This is a genomic window from Actinomyces faecalis (genome assembly GCF_013184985.2).
GTDB lineage: Bacteria > Actinomycetota > Actinomycetes > Actinomycetales > Actinomycetaceae > Actinomyces > Actinomyces faecalis.
Genome location: NZ_CP063418.1, coordinates 78,045 through 94,723, shown reverse-complemented (window position 1 = coordinate 94,723; position 16,679 = coordinate 78,045). Strand labels below are relative to the sequence as shown.

At 68.7% G+C, this 16,679-nt stretch carries 15 protein-coding genes; 7 read left to right on the top strand and 8 right to left on the bottom strand.

Translation table 11 applies throughout. The annotated features are described in order from the left end of the window. Nucleotides 1-135: 135 nt before the first annotated feature. Complete coding sequence (locus HRL51_RS00390; RefSeq protein ID WP_172192885.1) at nt 136-1,311, top strand: YwiC-like family protein; 1,176 nt, start codon at nt 136-138, stop codon at nt 1,309-1,311. Nucleotides 1,312-1,358: 47 nt separating this feature from the next. Here the strand turns inward: HRL51_RS00390 and hisC are convergent, their stop codons facing one another. The 4 genes from hisC to HRL51_RS00370 all read right to left on the bottom strand — a co-directional run bounded on the left by hisC (nt 1,359) and on the right by HRL51_RS00370 (nt 5,521). Then, a complete protein-coding gene (gene hisC / locus HRL51_RS00385) occupies nt 1,359-2,483 on the bottom strand; it encodes a histidinol-phosphate transaminase (protein WP_172192887.1) in 1,125 nt (374 codons plus the stop codon). 104 nt (nt 2,484-2,587) lie between these two features. Beyond that, nucleotides 2,588-4,456, bottom strand: coding sequence for a hypothetical protein (locus HRL51_RS00380; RefSeq protein ID WP_172192889.1), 1,869 nt, complete (start codon nt 4,454-4,456; stop codon nt 2,588-2,590). A 47-nt stretch (nt 4,457-4,503) separates the two neighbouring features. Further along, nucleotides 4,504-4,728: a hypothetical protein gene (locus HRL51_RS00375; RefSeq protein WP_172120607.1), complete on the bottom strand. Its 225-nt coding sequence runs from the start codon at nt 4,726-4,728 to the stop codon at nt 4,504-4,506. Nucleotides 4,729-4,831: 103 nt separating this feature from the next. Next, complete coding sequence (locus HRL51_RS00370; RefSeq protein ID WP_172192891.1) at nt 4,832-5,521, bottom strand: hypothetical protein; 690 nt, start codon at nt 5,519-5,521, stop codon at nt 4,832-4,834. Between the two features lie 112 nt (nt 5,522-5,633). On the opposite strand from HRL51_RS00370, the gene HRL51_RS00365 reads away from it, so the two are divergent. From HRL51_RS00365 to purB, 3 genes are all read left to right on the top strand, one after another. Further along, nucleotides 5,634-6,041, top strand: a complete 408-nt coding sequence (locus tag HRL51_RS00365) for a phage holin family protein (protein ID WP_172192893.1) — start codon at nt 5,634-5,636, stop codon at nt 6,039-6,041. A 45-nt stretch (nt 6,042-6,086) separates the two neighbouring features. Continuing rightward, the gene (locus tag HRL51_RS00360; RefSeq protein WP_172120610.1) at nt 6,087-7,403 is read left to right on the top strand and encodes a C1 family peptidase; all 1,317 of its coding nucleotides are present in this window, start codon (nt 6,087-6,089) and stop codon (nt 7,401-7,403) included. A gap of 464 nt (nt 7,404-7,867) precedes the next feature. Then, nucleotides 7,868-9,295 carry an adenylosuccinate lyase gene (gene purB, locus HRL51_RS00355; protein ID WP_172192895.1) on the top strand — a complete coding sequence of 476 codons (1,428 nt, stop codon included), beginning with the start codon at nt 7,868-7,870 and terminating at the stop codon, nt 9,293-9,295. Nucleotides 9,296-9,340: 45 nt separating this feature from the next. Here the strand turns inward: purB and HRL51_RS00350 are convergent, their stop codons facing one another. Continuing rightward, on the bottom strand, nt 9,341-9,553 hold the full coding sequence (locus HRL51_RS00350; protein WP_194256527.1) for a hypothetical protein: 213 nt from the start codon (nt 9,551-9,553) through the stop codon (nt 9,341-9,343). Between the two features lie 563 nt (nt 9,554-10,116). Here HRL51_RS00350 and HRL51_RS00345 point away from each other — a divergent pair. The 3 genes from HRL51_RS00345 to HRL51_RS00335 all read left to right on the top strand — a co-directional run bounded on the left by HRL51_RS00345 (nt 10,117) and on the right by HRL51_RS00335 (nt 13,463). Next, nucleotides 10,117-10,398: a metal-sensitive transcriptional regulator gene (locus HRL51_RS00345; protein WP_024034560.1), complete on the top strand. Its 282-nt coding sequence runs from the start codon at nt 10,117-10,119 to the stop codon at nt 10,396-10,398. Between the two features lie 44 nt (nt 10,399-10,442). Beyond that, nucleotides 10,443-10,706: a heavy-metal-associated domain-containing protein gene (locus HRL51_RS00340; protein ID WP_172192899.1), complete on the top strand. Its 264-nt coding sequence runs from the start codon at nt 10,443-10,445 to the stop codon at nt 10,704-10,706. 165 nt (nt 10,707-10,871) lie between these two features. Beyond that, entirely contained in the window at nt 10,872-13,463 is a 2,592-nt protein-coding gene (locus HRL51_RS00335; protein WP_172192901.1) for a heavy metal translocating P-type ATPase, read from the top strand. 36 nt (nt 13,464-13,499) lie between these two features. Here the strand turns inward: HRL51_RS00335 and HRL51_RS00330 are convergent, their stop codons facing one another. The 3 genes from HRL51_RS00330 to HRL51_RS00320 form a co-directional block, all read right to left on the bottom strand. Continuing rightward, entirely contained in the window at nt 13,500-14,807 is a 1,308-nt protein-coding gene (locus HRL51_RS00330; protein ID WP_172192903.1) for an ABC transporter substrate-binding protein, read from the bottom strand. Nucleotides 14,808-14,893: 86 nt separating this feature from the next. Next, complete coding sequence (locus HRL51_RS00325; RefSeq protein WP_172192905.1) at nt 14,894-15,691, bottom strand: carbohydrate ABC transporter permease; 798 nt, start codon at nt 15,689-15,691, stop codon at nt 14,894-14,896. A 1-nt stretch (nt 15,692) separates the two neighbouring features. Beyond that, nucleotides 15,693-16,568: a carbohydrate ABC transporter permease gene (locus HRL51_RS00320; RefSeq protein ID WP_172192935.1), complete on the bottom strand. Its 876-nt coding sequence runs from the start codon at nt 16,566-16,568 to the stop codon at nt 15,693-15,695. Nucleotides 16,569-16,679: the final 111 nt, after the last annotated feature.

Below are 16,679 nucleotides of genomic sequence, written 5' to 3'. Positions count from 1 at the left end.
TCGCTTTCGCCCCTGAACAGTCGATTCCCATGCGCCCAGCACGGTAATCGACTGTTCAGGGGCGAAAGCGACGCAAGACGGTGCGGCCGACCTCCGCTCACCAAGTGCTCACGCAGGCCCGGTTAGGGTAATTCCATGACTCAGCAGCGTCCCTCCAAGCCTCACGAGTACGACGGTGCCACCGCCCCTGCACCGAACGAGGCTGGCGCGGGAGCGGTGGACGAGGTCCTGGTCGGCAACCCGACGGAGGCTCAGGGTCCCACCCAGGCCGCCTCTCCGTCGTCGGCGACCAGTGAGGGCAGTGGGGCAGCAGACCGACGTCCCTCACCGATCCCCTCCCACCAGTCGCGCCCCGGCCCCGAGGACGACATCATGCTGGCCACCGGCCGGCCTCGCGGGGCAGCTGAGCCCACCCCCGTGCGCGAACGGGTCGAGGCCGCCAAAGAGCGTCAGGAGCGGATCCGTCGTCAGCCCGGTCGCCGGGCCTGGATCCCCAACCAGCACGGCGCCTGGTCCATGCTGGTCCTCCCGCCCCTGGTGGGCTGGGTGGTCGGTGGCGTGAGCTGGAAGAACCTCCTGTTCCTGCCGGCCTGGTGGGGGGCCTACCTCACCTACTGGGCCTGGTCCCAGTGGCTGCGCACACGCTCGCCCCGCAAGCGGGCGCTTATCCTCCTCCCTCTCACGGCCTATACCGGGGCGACGGCGCTGCTCGGACTCATCACGCTGGCCACCGCTCCCTACCTGCTGCAGTTTGCCGTCCCCCTGGCACCACTGTTCGCGATCGCGCTGTGGGAGGTGTGGGCAGGACGGGAGCGCTCACTCCTGTCCGGGCTGGCGACGACAGCGGCCGCCAGCGTCATGGCTGCGGTCACGTACTCGCTGGCCGTCGGCGGCGCGGGCGGTTTCCTCGGGACCGGCGCCACATCGTCACCGCTGCCCGGTTCCAGCCCCAACGGCGAGCTTGTGGGCTGGGGCTGGATGTGGGTGGTCACGGCGCTGACGGCCGCCTACTTCTGCGGCACCGTGCCGTATATCAAGGCTATGATCCGCGAGCGCTTCAACAACCGCCTGCTGGCCGGCACGGTGGCCTGGCACACCGGGGTCGCGGCGCTCACGCTCATCGGCGCTGGCGCCGGGTACCTGCCGTGGGCCCACGCAGCGCTGTGGGTGCTGCTCGCCGTGAGGTCCTTTGCCATGGTGTGCTGGCAGTGGAGCCTGGTGCGGCGGACGCACAAGGGTCTGCGGCCGGGGACGATGGGGGTCGTCGAGCTGGTCTTCTGCCTGGCCTTCCTGGTCACGGTCGCCAGCTGACCCCCTGATCCCGCTACCGATCGAGGACCCGGCTCGGGCGGGAGGGCTCAGCCGCGCGGACCGTCCCAGGTGCGGGCCGCCGCCAGGACCCGGTCATTGTCCTCAGGGAGCCCGAGGCTCACCCGCACGCCCTCGCCCGCGAAGGGACGTACGAGGATGCCGGCCGCCTTGAAGTGCTCGGCGAGCCGCGACGTCCCCTCCCCGACGCCCAGCCAGAAGAAGTTGCCCTGAGCATCAGGGACGTTCCACCCCTGCTCCCGCAGCGCGTCCACCACCCGGTCACGCTCAGCGGCCACCAGGCCTGCGCGCCGGGCTGTCTCGACCAGCGCCTTCGGCTCCAGGGCGGCGATCGCCGCGGCCTGGGCCGGGAGGCTGACACCGAAGGGCGTGGCCACGCTGCGCACCGCACTCGCGACCTCCGCCTGCGCCACGAGGTAGCCCACGCGCATGCCAGCCAGCGCGTGCGCCTTGGAGAAGGTCCGCGAGACCACCAGGTTCGGACAAGCGCCCAACAGCTCCATCGCGTCGCCTACCGCAGGGTCGGTGACGAAGTCGAGGTAGGCCTCGTCCACGAGGACCAGGACGCCCGAGGGCACGCCGTCAAGCAGGGTGCGCAGCTCCTCGCGCGTGAGGGCCGGGCCGGTGGGGTTGTTGGGAGTGCAGGCCATGACCACGCGAGTCCGCTCAGTGACTGCCTTGATCATGGCGTGGACGTCATGACGCCCGTCCAGGGTCAGCGGCACCTTGACCGCGCGTGCCCCGGCCACGGCGATACAGATGGGGTAGGCCTCGAAGGAGCGCCACGGCAGGACGACGTCGTCCCCCTCGTCGCACACGGTGTCCAGGAGGTGCTGGATGAGCGCCACCGAGCCGTTGCCGACCACGACCTGGGCGGGATCGACGTCGTAACGGCGCGCCAGCGCAGCCATGAGAGAGTCCCCCGTCATCTCGGGGTAGCGGTTGGCAGCACCAACCGCCTGGGTCAGGGCCCGGAGCACTGAGTCCTGAACGGGATAGGGCAGCTCGTTGGAGGAGAGCTTGGCGACCTGCTCGCTGCCTGGGCGCGCTCCCGGGACGTAGGCCGGAAGGGTGGCAACAGCCTGACGAACGTGGACACGGGTGGCCGCGGCACCCGGGGAGGTACCGGGCCGTGCAGGCTGTGAGGCGCTCATGCACGCATCCTCGCACTCGTGAGCCCGGCAGGTCCGCAGCGGTCACCTGGTGGGTGGAGAGCAGCCAGCCAACCGCCCCGAACACCCAGGCTCCTGCCGCTGTCTCAGCCCTCCGGACGGCCTGGCGCCTCAGGGTCCGGCAGGCGCTCGACGTCGAAGACCAGCTCACTGGTGACTGCCCCCTCCTCCCCGGCTCCGGTGATGCCGCGTAGCTGAGCGACCCAGCGGTCAGTCGCGGGGGCCGACGGCATTCCCTCCAGCGCGTCGGCGTAGACGAGCGAGCCGTGAGGGTATCCCTCTAGGCCGGAGTCCGTCGTGTCGATACGCACGGTCAGGCGTGTGGGGCCCACCGGGTTGGCTCTCGCGTCAAGGGCAGGAACGGCGTCGGCACCGTTCTCCACGTGCAAGGTGCTCACCGTCTCCGGGACCACGGCACCAGCCACCGGTCCACCGACCGTCAGCAGCGTCGTCACCGTGAAGCGCTCGGCCACCGCCGGGTCCGCTGCGATGTTGGTAGCCGTGATCGCTCCCTGGGAGTGGCCGTAGAGGGCCACCGGCTCCTGCGGACCGACCCCAGCAGCCCGCATGGCGCTGACGACCACGCTCTCCATGTCCGTGGGCATGCCGGCCACTGCCTCCAGGTTGGTCAGCATGTCCTGCGGGTTAGGCCCTCCCATGCCCCAGCTGGTCGTTCCTGGGACGACGACAAGCCAGGAACGGGTGCCGTCAGCGTGGTCCGTACGCACCAGCGAGATGACTCCGGTGGTCTCGTCGGAGTCCATCTGCTTGAGCCCGTCGGAGTAGCGCATGACGTCGCTGGGCGTCGCCAGAGGCGCCAGGCACCTTCCCGGTACCACGGCGTCGGAGGCCGCCGCGCCCGCGGAAGCCCGGTCAGCCGCCGTCTCACGGCCCGCCAGGCCGGGGCCCGCATGTGGCCAGGAGACCGCGAGAGGGCTGATCGCCGTCGCCAGTCCTAGAGGGTCGGCCAGCGCCGTCGGCACGGTGAAGGGATCTGCTCCGTGCGGCGTCAGCCTGAGCGCCCTGCGAGAGCCATAACGTTCAGCACCGGCCTGTGAGGAGAGGATCGCGAGGTAGGCGGTCACCCGCTGCATAGGCGTCAGGCTCGCCGTCGGCACGGTACGGCTCCCTACCGGCAGCGATCGCGGAAGCCGTGGGGTGATGACCGGATCCAGCCGTCTGGCCGCCTGGGACAAGTAGGTCTCCAGGCGCGCGGCCTCCTGGCTCGTGGCAGCGCGGACGGCCTGGCCACCCAGGACCAGGACAGCCAGGAGGTCGGTGCGGACCCAGTGCGCCAGCTCCGCGTCCGACATGACGATGAGGAGGTCTGCCAACCCGTCCTTGACGGCTCCCTCAGGCAGCTGATCGATGAGGTCCTGGATCCCTCGGCCCACGGTCGCCCTGGCCGACCCACTCAGACTCGGGCTGGTCTCCAGGAGCCTGAGCAGCGCGGCTGCAAGGCCAGAGCCCCTGCCGAGCGCATGGAGGAGCGAGACCTGGCCGAGCACGTGGATCGAGGACGTCCAGTCACGCGTGCTACCGGCCTCGGCGTCGGCATAGGTCTGGGCGCTGGTCGTGACGTCCTCGCTCAGCGCCTGGACCAGGTCGGCTGCCTCGCGTAGCGAGCCGGGCCCCGATTGCAGCGACTCGATGGCCTGGACCGCCTGGGCACGCCTCTGCTCGGCCACGAAGGGGTCGACGGGCTCCCAGGGGACCGTCGAGAAGGACAGCGGGTGGCCTGTGGCCTCGACCTGGGCGAGAGCCGTCCCCAGGTGAGCCAGAGCCTCGCGCAGGAGGTCGGCACCGCGCGTCAGCCCCTCGGCCAGGACGTCCAGCTCGTCAAGGTCCACGGTGAAGGCGCCGCCGAAGACCAGGGCGCGGACCTGCCCACCTGAGGGAGAGGCCCAGCGCAGCTCACGCGAGGCGGTGTCATCAGGCAGCGGAGGAGGAGGCACGGCCCCACCGCTCCCGCTGTGCCGGTGACCGGCCTGCAGGACCGACCTCATGGCACGACGCACTGGAGCAGCGGGTCGTCGACGACGGCCGCAGCCGCACGCGCTTCCTCCAGGCGCGCCGGCAGGCCGGCCAGGACGAGTCGCAGCGCGTCCAGCCTCGCCTGGCAGGCCGTAGCCGCCGGCCCGGCCCAGGTGGCCGGCACCGTGGAGGGGACGAAGGCGGTTGCGCTGGCGACACGCTCCTCGGCCAGCGACAGCGAGAGAAGGTCCATGCCTCGACGCTAGGACGGCCTCGCCCCTGCCTGCTCAACGCCTGTGGACGGACAGTCCTCAGGGTGTCACGAGGGGTTCCTGTGGAGCCCGGGGACAGCGTGCTCAGGTGGGCGAGTCCGCCCGGTCCCGCCGCCGACCGGACCTCACCGCCATGAGACCGAGGACGTCAGCCACGACCGCCAGAGCCACCACCCACCACCACGGGCTGAAGGCTGCGGACCGCAGGACCGCCAGCGTCAGGCAGACGACGGCGAGCAGGCCGGCCAGCTGGGCAGCCGGCACCAGCGACCGCGGCGCCCCGGACGGCGCCTCGCAGGCCAGGACCCCGGTAACCGCCGTCGTCATCGCGACAGCCGCCGCCAGCGCACCGGCCAGGAGGGGGTGCTCGGAGCCCCTGATCGCACCCATGGCCCACACGGCCAGACCCAGGGCGCTGCACACCAGGTCCGCCACGAGCACGAGCATGGTGGTGTAGGCGCCCGCTCGAAGCCGGGCCGACGTCTCGTCCTTCTCTCCTCCCAGCTCACGGCGGGCACTGCCGCGACGCAGCGCGTAGGCATATCCCACCAGCGCCAGGAGCACGACCTGCGGGAGACCGAGCCTGAGCGGGTCAGCGTCCCAGATGAGGGCGAGCAGGACGAGAGCCATCACCAGGTAGACCAGCTCGCCCAGGAGGACGGGACGTGCGCGTTCAGCCACCGGCACCAGGTCGTTAACCCACTGCGGGACCTCGACCTCCCCACCTGCCGGATGAGCCCGGGAAGAGCCGTCCTCGGGCGCGAGCTCGTTCATAGCCTCAGTCTCACACCTGCCTGACGCAGCCACCAAGCCACCTTCAGGAGCGTAACGACGCCGCCGGCACGCTCCCCAGGGAGCTCCAAGGCGCCGATGGGACACTGTCCTTATGGAGCTCGTCGCACGCACCCTGGGAAACGCAGCCGGCCTGTGGCTGGCGGTGGCTGTCGTCGGGGGCCTGAGCGTCCCCGGCTCGCCCTCTACCGGCACGGCCGTGGTCAACTTCCTCGTCGTCGGTCTGGTTCTCGCGCTGGTCAACTCCGTGGTCAAGCCGGTGGCGCGATTCGTCGCCTTCCCCCTCTACATTGTCACCTTCGGGCTCTTCGCCCTGGTGGTCAACGGCCTCATGCTCGTCCTGACCTCCCACGTGACGGACTGGGTCGCCGACGTCGTCAGCTCCGGCACACCGCTGGGTCTGCACGTGGCGGGTTTCGGTTCCGCGGTCCTGGGCTCCGTCATCGTCTCGATCGCCTCAGCCGTTATCGTGGGCCTTCTCGGCCCCCGCGAGGAGTACTGACCAACGACGCCGGCTCGTGTCACAGGCCAGGTCTAACCTGGCTCCATGAGCACACCTGTCAGCCCCGCCTGGGTCGCCGCGCGCAACGCCGCCTTCCGATCAGACCGTGCCGCCCGCGTGGTCGGCAACGCCGTCGCCACCACGGACGTGGAGAGGCTGAGCCTGGACCGCGAGGTCCTGACCTCCATCGATTCCTCGGTCTCGGACCTCATCCCGGACGCCTCGGTCACGGACCAGAAGCACTCCGGCCGCTGCTGGGCCTTCGCCGGGCTCAACGTGCTGCGCGCCGCGGTGATCAAGGAGCTGAACCTGGAGTCCTTCGAGTTCAGCCAGTCCTTCGTCTACTTCCACGACAAGCTGGAGAAGGCCAACACCTTCCTCGCCCACGCTGTCACCGACGCCCGGGCCGGAGCGGACCTTATGGACCGTGAGGTCACCGCCTCCTTCGAGGCTCCTATCGGGGACGGCGGCTACTGGCCTGAGCTGGCACGCCTGGTGGCCAAGTACGGTGCGGTGCCGCACTACGCCATGCCGGACTCCTTTTCCGCCACCTCCTCGGACGCCATGAACGGCTCCCTGGCCACGGTCCTGCGCCGCGGGGGCCTGCGTCTGCGGGCGGCGGTGGCGGCGGGAGAGGACACCGAGGCCATCCACCAGTCCGTCATGGCTGACGTGCACCGCGTGCTGTCGATCCACCTGGGCACCCCGCCCGAGCGCTTCGTGTGGCAGTACCGGGACAAGGACAAGGTCTTCCACCGCGTCGGCGAGATGACTCCGCAGGAGTTCGGATCCCGTTACGCGGCTGGCGTCATGGACTTCGTGGTCCTGGCCCATGACCCACGCCCGCAGACCAGGCTCCATCACCGCTACGGTATCGAGCGCACGGACCTCATGATCGGCGAGGCCACCCAGGAGCACGTCACCGCCACCATCGATGAGATCAAGGCTGCGTGCATCACCACGATCCAGGCGGGCACCCCGGTGTGGTTCGCCTGCGACGTCGCCAAGCAGCGGGACAAGGAGACCGGGACCTGGGACGCCGCTCTGCACGACTACGAGGGCCTGTACGGCGTCGACCTGAGCATGACCAAGGCTGAGCGCCTGGTCAGCCGCGAGTCCATGCTTACCCACGCCATGTGCCTGACCGGCGTTGACCTGGTCGACGGCGTCCCGCGCCGCTGGCGCGTGGAGAACTCCTGGGGTGACAAGCTCGGGGAGAAGGGCTTCTGGACCATGAACGACTCCTGGTTCGACGAGTACGTCTACGAGGCAGTTGTCCCCGTCGCCGGCCTGCCGCAGGAGATCACCGCAGCACTCACCGGTGAGGTGACTCTGCTGCCACACTGGGACCCGATGCTCTGAGGCGAAGGCAGCGCCCGAACCAGTAATCCGGCGGACGTCTCGGACCAGGAGGGGCGCAGGGTCATCGAGGGTCTGGGCACCGGGATCCGTGCAGTGAGAAAGGCACTGGCACAGGCTGATCTCGAACCTGTCCGTTTCCAGGACACGGGTGTCCGCTTCACCGCTCTCTTGCCACGAACAGCGCTCCCGCCAGCACCTGCCACAGCAAGACAGGACGTGTCAGAGATCATCCGCTCCCTTGGCCGAAACACTGCTCCGGTCGGGGCCGCTCTCGGACGAGGACCGTGCTCCCTCTCTGAGCTCGCACAGGCAACCGGCCTGACCAGGCGCCAGGTCTCCTATGCACTGGCTCCGCTCACACAGGAGAGGTACGTCATGGTCGAAGGAGGTCAGGGAAGTCGGTACACCACCTACGCGCGTCGGCTGTCAGGCTGACACTGCCCAGGCCTGGCACAATCAGCCCTATGGTCGATCTGTCCTCGCTCGCCCCACCCATCGCCCTCGGTCCGCTCGACGGCCGCTACCGCTCGGTCACTGCCCCCCTGACCAACTACCTGTCCGAGGCCGCGCTCAACCGGGCACGTCTCCAGGTGGAGGTCGAGTGGCTCATCCACCTCACTGACGGCCACGTCCTTCCCGGCGCCCCGGTCCTGTCCGAGGCCGAGAAGGCCTACCTGCGCAACGTCGTCGCCTCCTTCGGTGCCGAGGAGATCACCGAGCTGGCAGAGATCGAGGCAGTGACCCGCCACGACGTCAAGGCTGTGGAGTACCTGCTCAAGCGTCGTCTGGACGCCGCCCCCGCCACGCTGGGTGAGGACACCGTCCTGCCCACCGTCCACGAGATCGTCCACATCTTCTGCACCTCTGAGGACATCAACAACCTGTCCTACGCACTTACCATCCGCGACGCCGTTCAGAACGTCTGGCTGCCGGCCGCGCGCGGGCTGGTCGCCGACCTCACTGCCCTGGCCCGCGACAACGCCGACGCCGCCATGCTCTCGCGCACCCACGGCCAGGCCGCGACACCGACCACGCTCGGCAAGGAGATGGCCGTCCTCGCCTGGCGCCTGTCCCGTCAGGTCCGCCGCATCGAGGCCACCGAGTACCTGGGCAAGATCAACGGCGCTACCGGCACCTATGGTGCGCACGTGGTCTCCGTGCCCGGCGCGCACTGGGAGGCTGTCTCACGCAGCTTCGTCGAGGACCTGGGCCTGACCTGGAACCCCCTGACCACGCAGATCGAGTCCCACGACTGGCAGGCCGAGCTCTACTCCGATATCGCCCGCTTCAACCGGATCACCCACAACCTGGCCACTGACGTGTGGACCTACATCTCACTGGGCTACTTCCACCAGAGGCTCAGCGCCCAGGGCTCGACGGGCTCGTCAACGATGCCGCACAAGGTCAACCCCATCCGCTTCGAGAACGGCGAGGCGAACCTGGAGATCTCCTGCTCGCTGCTGGACACCCTGGCGGCGACCCTGGTGACCTCCCGTCTTCAGCGCGACCTCACCGACTCCACCACCCAGCGCAACATCGGAGTCGCCTTCGGCCACTCCCTGCTTGCGCTGGACAACATCCGCCGCGGCCTGGCCGGTCTGGACGTGGACCGCAGCCGCCTGGACGAGGACCTCGACGCCACCTGGGAGGTGCTGGGCGAGCCCGTCCAGCAGGCCATGCGCGCCGCCTCCGTGGCCGGTGCCACCGGGATGGCCGACCCCTACGAGCGTCTTAAGGAGCTGACGCGCGGTAAGAAGGTCACACCTGAGGCGATGCGCGAGTTCATCGGGGGCCTGGGGATGCCGGCCGACGTCGAGGCCCGCCTTCTCGCCCTCACTCCCGCCTCCTACACGGGGCTGGCTGAGCAGCTGGTCGCCCATCTGGACGACTAGTCCTCACCCTCCCGCGCCGAGCGTGTACGCCTGGCGCGGGAGGCGTCAGATACAGCCACGCAACAGGACGATGCCTGCCATCAACGCGATCCAGTACCAGAAGCTGGCACCGGTTCGCTTCGTCGTGCGTTCCTTCTCGGCCGCCTCGTGCTCAGGCTCTTGCGCAACCGTGCGCACGTCCTCCTGAGGTGCCTGATGCGCAACCTCCTGCGCATTCTCGCGCGTAGCCCCCTGAGTACCCAGGCGCATCCCCTCCACCCGCCGCGAAGTACCTTGCGCCTGCCCGGATGCCGCCGGCTGGCCACTGGTTGGGGCAGGCCCCACAACCACCTCGCGGGAGCTGACACGCCCCCTCGTTGCTCCCGGAGCCACAGAACGCCGACCACCGTGAGCCCGCGGCGAGCCGGGTATCAGGCCGTAGGACGACGTCGCCCCCGGGCTTGCGTTCCGCACCTCACCCGCAGCCTGGGCGGCACCACCTGGCTCCAGACCCGAGTCATCGAACATGAAAGGACCGGGTAGTGGGTCCCCCAGGACCGAACCGAAGGGCGCATCGTCCATGCTTGGCACTGATGGCTCCCAGCCCAGCGGTGCCCAGGACAGCGAACTGGCCCCCTCCCGCGCCGACAACGCCGGAGAAGGGGCAGGAGCGGGGTCGGGACCGGGCCCGCGCATGGCAGCCATAGCCTCAGCATCTCACCCGCGCCATGCTCGAGCGAGCACCTCGCTCCCCCGATACCCCCTCGGGGTACTTGACACCCCTACCCCCTAGGGGTATCGTCGCCTCTACCAGCAAGGGCTCACCCACCGGGAGGCATGCCGTGGCCGGATACACGGGCACCAAGGAGGACTACCTCAAGCGCCTGCGCCGCATCGAGGGGCAGGTCCGCGGCATCTCCCGCATGGTGGAGGAGGACACCTACTGCATCGACGTCCTCACGCAGATCTCGGCCGCCACCAAGGCCCTCCAGGCCGTCAGCCTCGGGCTGCTGGAAGACCACATGAGCCACTGCGTCATCCACGCCGCCCAGTCCTCCGACGAGGAGGGGCAGGCCAAGATCCGCGAGGCCTCAGACGCCATCGCCCGCCTTGTGCGGTCCTGACGCCCACGACCACTCCCAGCAAGCACGTATCCAAGGAGCACACCATGTCCACCTTCACCCCCACCGGCATCGACCGCACCACCACCCTCAGGCTCTCCGGGCTGACCTGCGGCCACTGCGTCGCCCACGTCACCGAGGAGCTGGAGGCCCTGGAGGGCGTCAAGAACGTCTCCGTCATCCTCAACAAGGGCGGCCAGTCCGTGGCCACCGTGGTCTCCGACGTCGTCCTGGACGACGACGCCCTCAAGGAGGCCGTTGACGAGGCCGGCTCCTACACCGTCGACGCCATCGAGCGCGACGAGGCCTGAGCGAGGCGTGGCGCTGTCAGCAGGACTGGCGACGCCACGCCCCCACCTGCGCAACCGGAGCCTCGTCTCCTTCCCCGGTACCTGACGGCGGCGGACACCCGTCCGCCGCCGTCAGCGCGCCCGCCGGGCACCAGTCCGACACACCTGCAACCAGGACCTCACCATATGACTCAGCCACCCACGCCGCTTACCGGAACCACCACCGCACCACTGGGGACGGTCGACCTCGCCGTCGGCGGGATGACCTGCGCCTCCTGCGTGGCGCGCGTGGAGAAGAAGCTGAGCAAGCTCGACGGAGTCCAGGCAACCGTCAACCTCGCCACCGAGTCCGCGCACGTCACCCTGACCAAGGAGGTCTCCGACGACGAGCTGGTCGCCGCCGTCGCCCGCGCCGGCTACACAGCACAGGTCACCGGCCGCCAGGAGGCAGGTGCCGCCACGGACAGCACCGACGACGCAGCCTCGCCCCGGGCAGGGGTACCAGCCGCTGAGGACCAGGACCCGGCCCCGTCCGCGCCTGCAGACCCAGGCCCCGCCGTCGCCCCGGTAGCCGACGAGACCCAGGCGTCGGCTACCGCACGGCCGGATGCCCAGGTATCCGCCGCGCCGCGTATCGGCGCCTCCCAGGTCGCTCGGGCCGCCGACCTGAGGAAGCGGCTCGTCGTCAGCCTCGTGCTCTCGGTGCCTGTCATGGCCTTGTCCATGGCCCCCGCCCTCCAGCTCACCGGCTGGCAGTGGGCGGTCGCCGCCATGGCGCTGCCCGTGGCCACCTGGGGCGCCTGGCCCTTCCACAAGGCCGCCTTCCAGGCCCTTCGCCACGGCGCGTTCACCATGGACACCCTCGTCTCCCTCGGTGTCATCGCCGCTACCGGCTGGAGCCTGTGGGCCCTGGTCTGGGGCGGGGCCGGCGAGCTGGGCACGAGGATGGAGATGGAGCTGCTGCCCCGCTCAGCCGGGCACACGGCGCACATGTACTTCGAGTCCGCCGCCTGGGTCACCGCCTTCCTGCTGCTCGGCCGCTGGGCGGAGGCCCGCGCCAAGTACCGTTCCGGAGACGCGCTACGCTCGCTGCTGGAGCTGGGCGCCAAGGAGGTCACCCGCGTGACCCTCACCTCCCCGACCGGCTCGACGGACGCCGTCGACGTCCTGGACGACTCCGGCGCACCGCGGCCGGGCGCCGTACGCAGCCAGGCCACCATCGCCGTCGACGACCTACGTGCCGGTGACCTGTTCTCCGTGCGGCCGGGCGAGAAGATCGCGACCGACGGCGTCGTCATCGAGGGCCGCTCGGCCGTGGACGCCTCGATGCTCACCGGCGAGTCCGTGCCGGTCGAGGTCGGCGCGGGCGACGAGGTCACCGGCGCCACCGTCAACACCTCCGGGGTGCTGCTGGTACGCGCCACCCGCGTGGGGGAGGGCACCACCCTCGCCCGGATCGGCGCCATGGTGACCGCCGCCCAGGCCGGCAAGGCCCCGGTCCAGCGGCTGGCAGACAGGATCTCCAGCGTCTTCGTCCCGGTGGTCATCGCCCTGGCCCTGGGCACGGTGCTCACCTGGCTCGCCCTCGGCCACCCGCTGCAGCAGGCCTTCATGGCCGGGGTCTCGGTCCTCGTCATCGCCTGCCCCTGCGCCCTGGGGCTGGCCACACCGACGGCGATCCTCGTGGGCTCGGGCCGCGCCGCCCAGCTGGGCGTGGTCATCAAGGGCCCGGAGGTCCTGGAGTCCACGCGCTCCCTGGACACGATCGTCCTGGACAAGACCGGCACCGTCACGCAGGGTCGTATGAGCCTGGACGCCGACGCGGACCTCGCTGCCCTGGCCGGCACCCCGGCCCAGGCCCTGGCCCTGGCCGGCGCCGTCGAGGCAGCCTCGGAGCACCCGGTGGCCACGGCGATCGTCGAGGCGGCGACGGCGCAGACGGGCTCCCTGCCCCCGGTCACTGGCTTCTCCAGCCACTCCGGCCGCGGCGTAAGCGGCACCGTCACGCTGGACGGCGTCTCCTACGCCGTCGCCGTCGGCCGGCCGGTATGGCTCGCCGCGCAGGGGCTGGAGCTTCCCGCCCGTGTGAGCGACGCCGTCGCCTCCTTCCAGGACTCCGGCGCCACCGCCGTCGTCCTGCACGCGAGGCCGCTGCCGATCGAGACCGTGGCTGACGGCGCTCACAGCGCCGTGCAGGTGCAGCCCGTCGTAGCGGTCCTCGCTGTGCGGGACACTCTGCGTCCCTCCTCCGCCGAGGCGATCGCGCGGCTGCGCGAGCTCGGCGTGCGCCCGGTGCTGCTGACCGGCGACAACGCCCGGGCGGCCGCCTACGTGGCCGCGCAGGTCGGGATCCCGCAGGAGGACGTGCGCGCGGAGGTCCTCCCCGGGGACAAGCGCGACGTCGTCGCTCAGCTGCAGGCCGAGGGGCACAACGTGGCGATGGTCGGCGACGGCGTCAACGACGCCGCTGCGCTGGCGCAGGCCGGTACCCAGGGACTGGGCCTGGCGATGGGAACGGGCACGGACGTCGCCATCGAGGCCGCCGACGTCACGCTCGTGCGCGCGGACCTGATGGCAGCCGTGGACGCGATCCGCGTCTCGCGACGCACGCTCGCGATCATCAAGCAGAACCTGTTCTGGGCCTTCGCCTACAACGTCGCCGCGATCCCGCTGGCGGCCGCCGGGCTGCTCAACCCCATGATCGCCGGCGCCGCCATGGCCGCCTCCAGCGTCATCGTGGTGACCAACTCCCTGCGGCTGCGCCGGGCGGGACGGTAGCGCTCATACCCCTGCGCGTCATCGAGGATGACGAGGCTACTTGTTGAGCTTGGCCAGCTCGGTCCTCGGGTCAGCCCCGCCAGCGATCGCCTGGAGCACCGCGCCCAGGTCCGACTCCAGGGAGTCGTTGCCCGGGGAGAGGAGCTTACGTGCGTAGACCGACTCTGCCAGCGTGTCAGTGACGAGCTTGACCGACTCCTTGCCGAGCTCGGGCTCATCGTCAGCGACCTCCACCTCGACGCCCTCAGCCACCGGGAAGCCCTGCAGCATGTTGACGTACATCTGCTGGCCCGTGCCCGTAGACATGAACTCAACGAACTTGGCCGCAGCCTCCAGCTTGGCTCCCTCAGCCTCGGCGGACACAGCCAGGGCGAAGTCCACCCCCGAGGTGACCCCAGCATCCTTCGGGCCGATCGTCGGGAAGACCGCCATGCCGATCTCATCGTTCTCAGCAGCGCTTCCAGGCTGCTCCTTGTCAGGACCAACGAGGGTCATGCCCACGTGCCACGAGCCCGTCGGCATCGCAATGGCCTTGCGCGAGAGGAAGAAGTCATCTCGCGCCGAGGGGTAGGTCGTGGTAGTCAGAGACGCCTGCTGGAAGACGCCGTCGCCAAACAGCTTCTGCCACGCAGTCGCCGCCTCGACAAGCGCGTCGTCGTCCCACGGAACCTCACCAGCAGCAGCCTTGTAGACCGTACCGCCCTCTCCGAACTGGTTGGACATCCACACGAAGAAGTCGGACACGTGCCAGGTGTCAGAGCCTCCCATCGCGAACGGCGAGTAACCCGCCTCCGTCGCCGCCTTGGCCACGGAGACAAGCTGGTCATAGGTGGCAGGGACCGACAACCCGAGCTCGTCCATCAGAGTCTTGTTGTACAGGTAGTACTCCGAGCCAGCAGTGAGCACTGGAACTGCGGCCAGGACACCATCAGCGGTAGTCGTCTCCTCCTTGGGGGTGGCGCGGACCTTGCCGATCCACTCCGAGGCGTACTCCTCCACCGGCATGGCGTACTGAGCGAAGTCCTCGAAGACCGCACCCGTCCGGATGCCATAGACCTCAGGGATGGTGCCGGCGACGATCTCATTGCCCAGGAGGGTCTCGAACTGGTCCTGGTCCTCACCGTTGGTGAAGTCGATCGTGACGCCGGGGTTCTCCTTCTGGAAGGCGGCGTAGATCTCGTCCCACTGCACGGTGGTCGGAAGCCAGCTCATGACGGCGATCGTCACGTTCTCCGAGGAGTCCTCCTCCGCCTTCCGCTGGTCCCCGGAGCAGGCAGCCAGAGCGACCGCAGCGGGAACGGACAGGGCAGCGGCAGTCAGGAACTGCTTGCGTGATAGTGGCATGGGTAATCTCCTTCGAACACGGTTGGGGTTGATCGAGTCAGCCGATGAGGGCACCAGGAATGGTCATGGTGAGAGGCATGGAAGGCTCAGCTCTTGACTGCACCTGCCGTGATGCCAGCCTGCAGGTACTTCTGGCTGAAGAGGTAGACAACAAGCGTCGGCAGAGTCATGAGGATGAGGCCGGCGTAGAGCACCGAGATGTCATGCTGGCTCATCTTGTCGAACTGGAGCAGGGAGATTGCGCGCGTGACCGGGAAGATGTTCTCGCTCTTCATCAGCAGCAGCGGCAGCAGGTACTCGTTCCAGGTGTAGACGAAGGTCAGGACGCCCACGGTCGCCATAGGAGACCCCGACAGAGGCAGCAGCACGGAGCGGAAGATCTTGAAGGAGCCGCACCCGTCGATCAGTGCCGCCTCAATGAGCTCGTCAGGAAGGGAGTCGAAGTGGGTCTTCATAATCATGAGCATCATCAGCGTGTTGAAGGCGACCATCGGGATAATGACGCCCAGCTGGGTGTCTCGAAGACCGAGGCGGTTGACCGAGGCGAACAACGGTGTCACCACGGAGGCGATCGACACCGCCATGCAGGCCATGAGCATGTTGTAGATCAACGTGCGGCCCCGGAACTGCATCTTGGAGAAGGCGTACCCGCCCAGGGACGAGATCACGATGACCAGGATGGTGGAGGCACCAGCCATGAGGAAGGAGTTACCTACCGCCTGCCAGTAATTGAACTGGTCGTGGGTGAGGACCTCCTTGTAGTTCCCCCACCCACCCACGGCGGTCGACTTCCAGATCGCCAGACCGATGGGATAGAGCCAGATAGAGACCAGGAAGATCAGCGTCGCATACTTGGCGATCCACGCGATATGAGTTGCCTTCATGTCAGCGTCGGTCCTTCCGTGCGCTCCACGCGGTCTGCGCCAGGGTGAGGACAAAGGCCAGCACCAGCAGAACGGTTCCGATTGCCGAGGCGTAACCGGCTTCGCGGTTTGAACGCTCCTGATACAGCATCGTGGTCAGGAAGTGGGTGGCGTTGCCCGGTCCCCCCTGGGTGGTCAGCCACACGATGTCGAAGGTCTTGAGGTTACCGACGATCCCCAGGATGATCAGGGTCTTGGTCACGCCACTGAGCGAGGGGATCGTGACAGAGAACAGGCGACGCCACCAGCCAGCCCCATCGATCATGGCTGCCTCGTAGAGCTCGTGGGGAATGGACATGATCCCGGCGAAGTAGATCATCATCGAAAAACCCATCCACTGGAACACGTTGATCGCCACCAGCGACCACACGCCGAGGTCGGCCCCCAGCCACTCGATGACCTCGCCCTTGCCCAGCAGCCCCAGAGACCGTAACGACTCGTTGAGCGTGCCGTAGTTGGCCTCAAGCATGTACTTGAACACCGTGGCCACGATCGAGGGCGCCATGGAGATTGGCAGGAAGAATACCGCTTTGAAAAAACTGGATCCTGGCAGCCTGTCCGCACAGATCACCGCGACCAGCAGGCCGAGCGCCGCCTGAACGGCGATGACGACGACCATGAAGACCATGTTGTTTTTCAGCGCCGTCCAGAACACCGGGTCGCGCACCAGTCTCCGGTAGTTGTCCAAGCCGACGAAGTCCATGCGCTTCAGACCGTTCCAGTCTGTCAGGCTCGCGTAAACAGTGAAGCCGATGAAGTAGTAGATGAGAACACCCGAGATCAGTACCACCGGAAGGATGTACAGGTACGGGCGGATCCCTCGTGCTAGCTGATTCACCTCAGCTCCTCTCTCAAGGCCGTGCGGGCAGGTGCGTCGAAGGCGGGCCCACTCGGTGACAAGGATGCGTCGCGGCTCACATTCAACGTTGAACGTTGGAAGCAAGTACAG

Coding starts and splice junctions, on each gene's coding strand:
- HRL51_RS00390 (WP_172192885.1), top strand. CDS start 136: ATGACTCAGCAGCGTCCCTCCAAGCCTCACGAGTACGACGGTGCCACC.
- hisC (WP_172192887.1), bottom strand. CDS start 2,483: ATGAGCGCCTCACAGCCTGCACGGCCCGGTACCTCCCCGGGTGCCGCG.
- HRL51_RS00375 (WP_172120607.1), bottom strand. CDS start 4,728: ATGGACCTTCTCTCGCTGTCGCTGGCCGAGGAGCGTGTCGCCAGCGCA.
- HRL51_RS00370 (WP_172192891.1), bottom strand. CDS start 5,521: ATGAACGAGCTCGCGCCCGAGGACGGCTCTTCCCGGGCTCATCCGGCA.
- HRL51_RS00365 (WP_172192893.1), top strand. CDS start 5,634: ATGGAGCTCGTCGCACGCACCCTGGGAAACGCAGCCGGCCTGTGGCTG.
- HRL51_RS00360 (WP_172120610.1), top strand. CDS start 6,087: ATGAGCACACCTGTCAGCCCCGCCTGGGTCGCCGCGCGCAACGCCGCC.
- purB (WP_172192895.1), top strand. CDS start 7,868: ATGGTCGATCTGTCCTCGCTCGCCCCACCCATCGCCCTCGGTCCGCTC.
- HRL51_RS00340 (WP_172192899.1), top strand. CDS start 10,443: ATGTCCACCTTCACCCCCACCGGCATCGACCGCACCACCACCCTCAGG.
- HRL51_RS00335 (WP_172192901.1), top strand. CDS start 10,872: ATGACTCAGCCACCCACGCCGCTTACCGGAACCACCACCGCACCACTG.
- HRL51_RS00330 (WP_172192903.1), bottom strand. CDS start 14,807: ATGCCACTATCACGCAAGCAGTTCCTGACTGCCGCTGCCCTGTCCGTT.
- HRL51_RS00325 (WP_172192905.1), bottom strand. CDS start 15,691: ATGAAGGCAACTCATATCGCGTGGATCGCCAAGTATGCGACGCTGATC.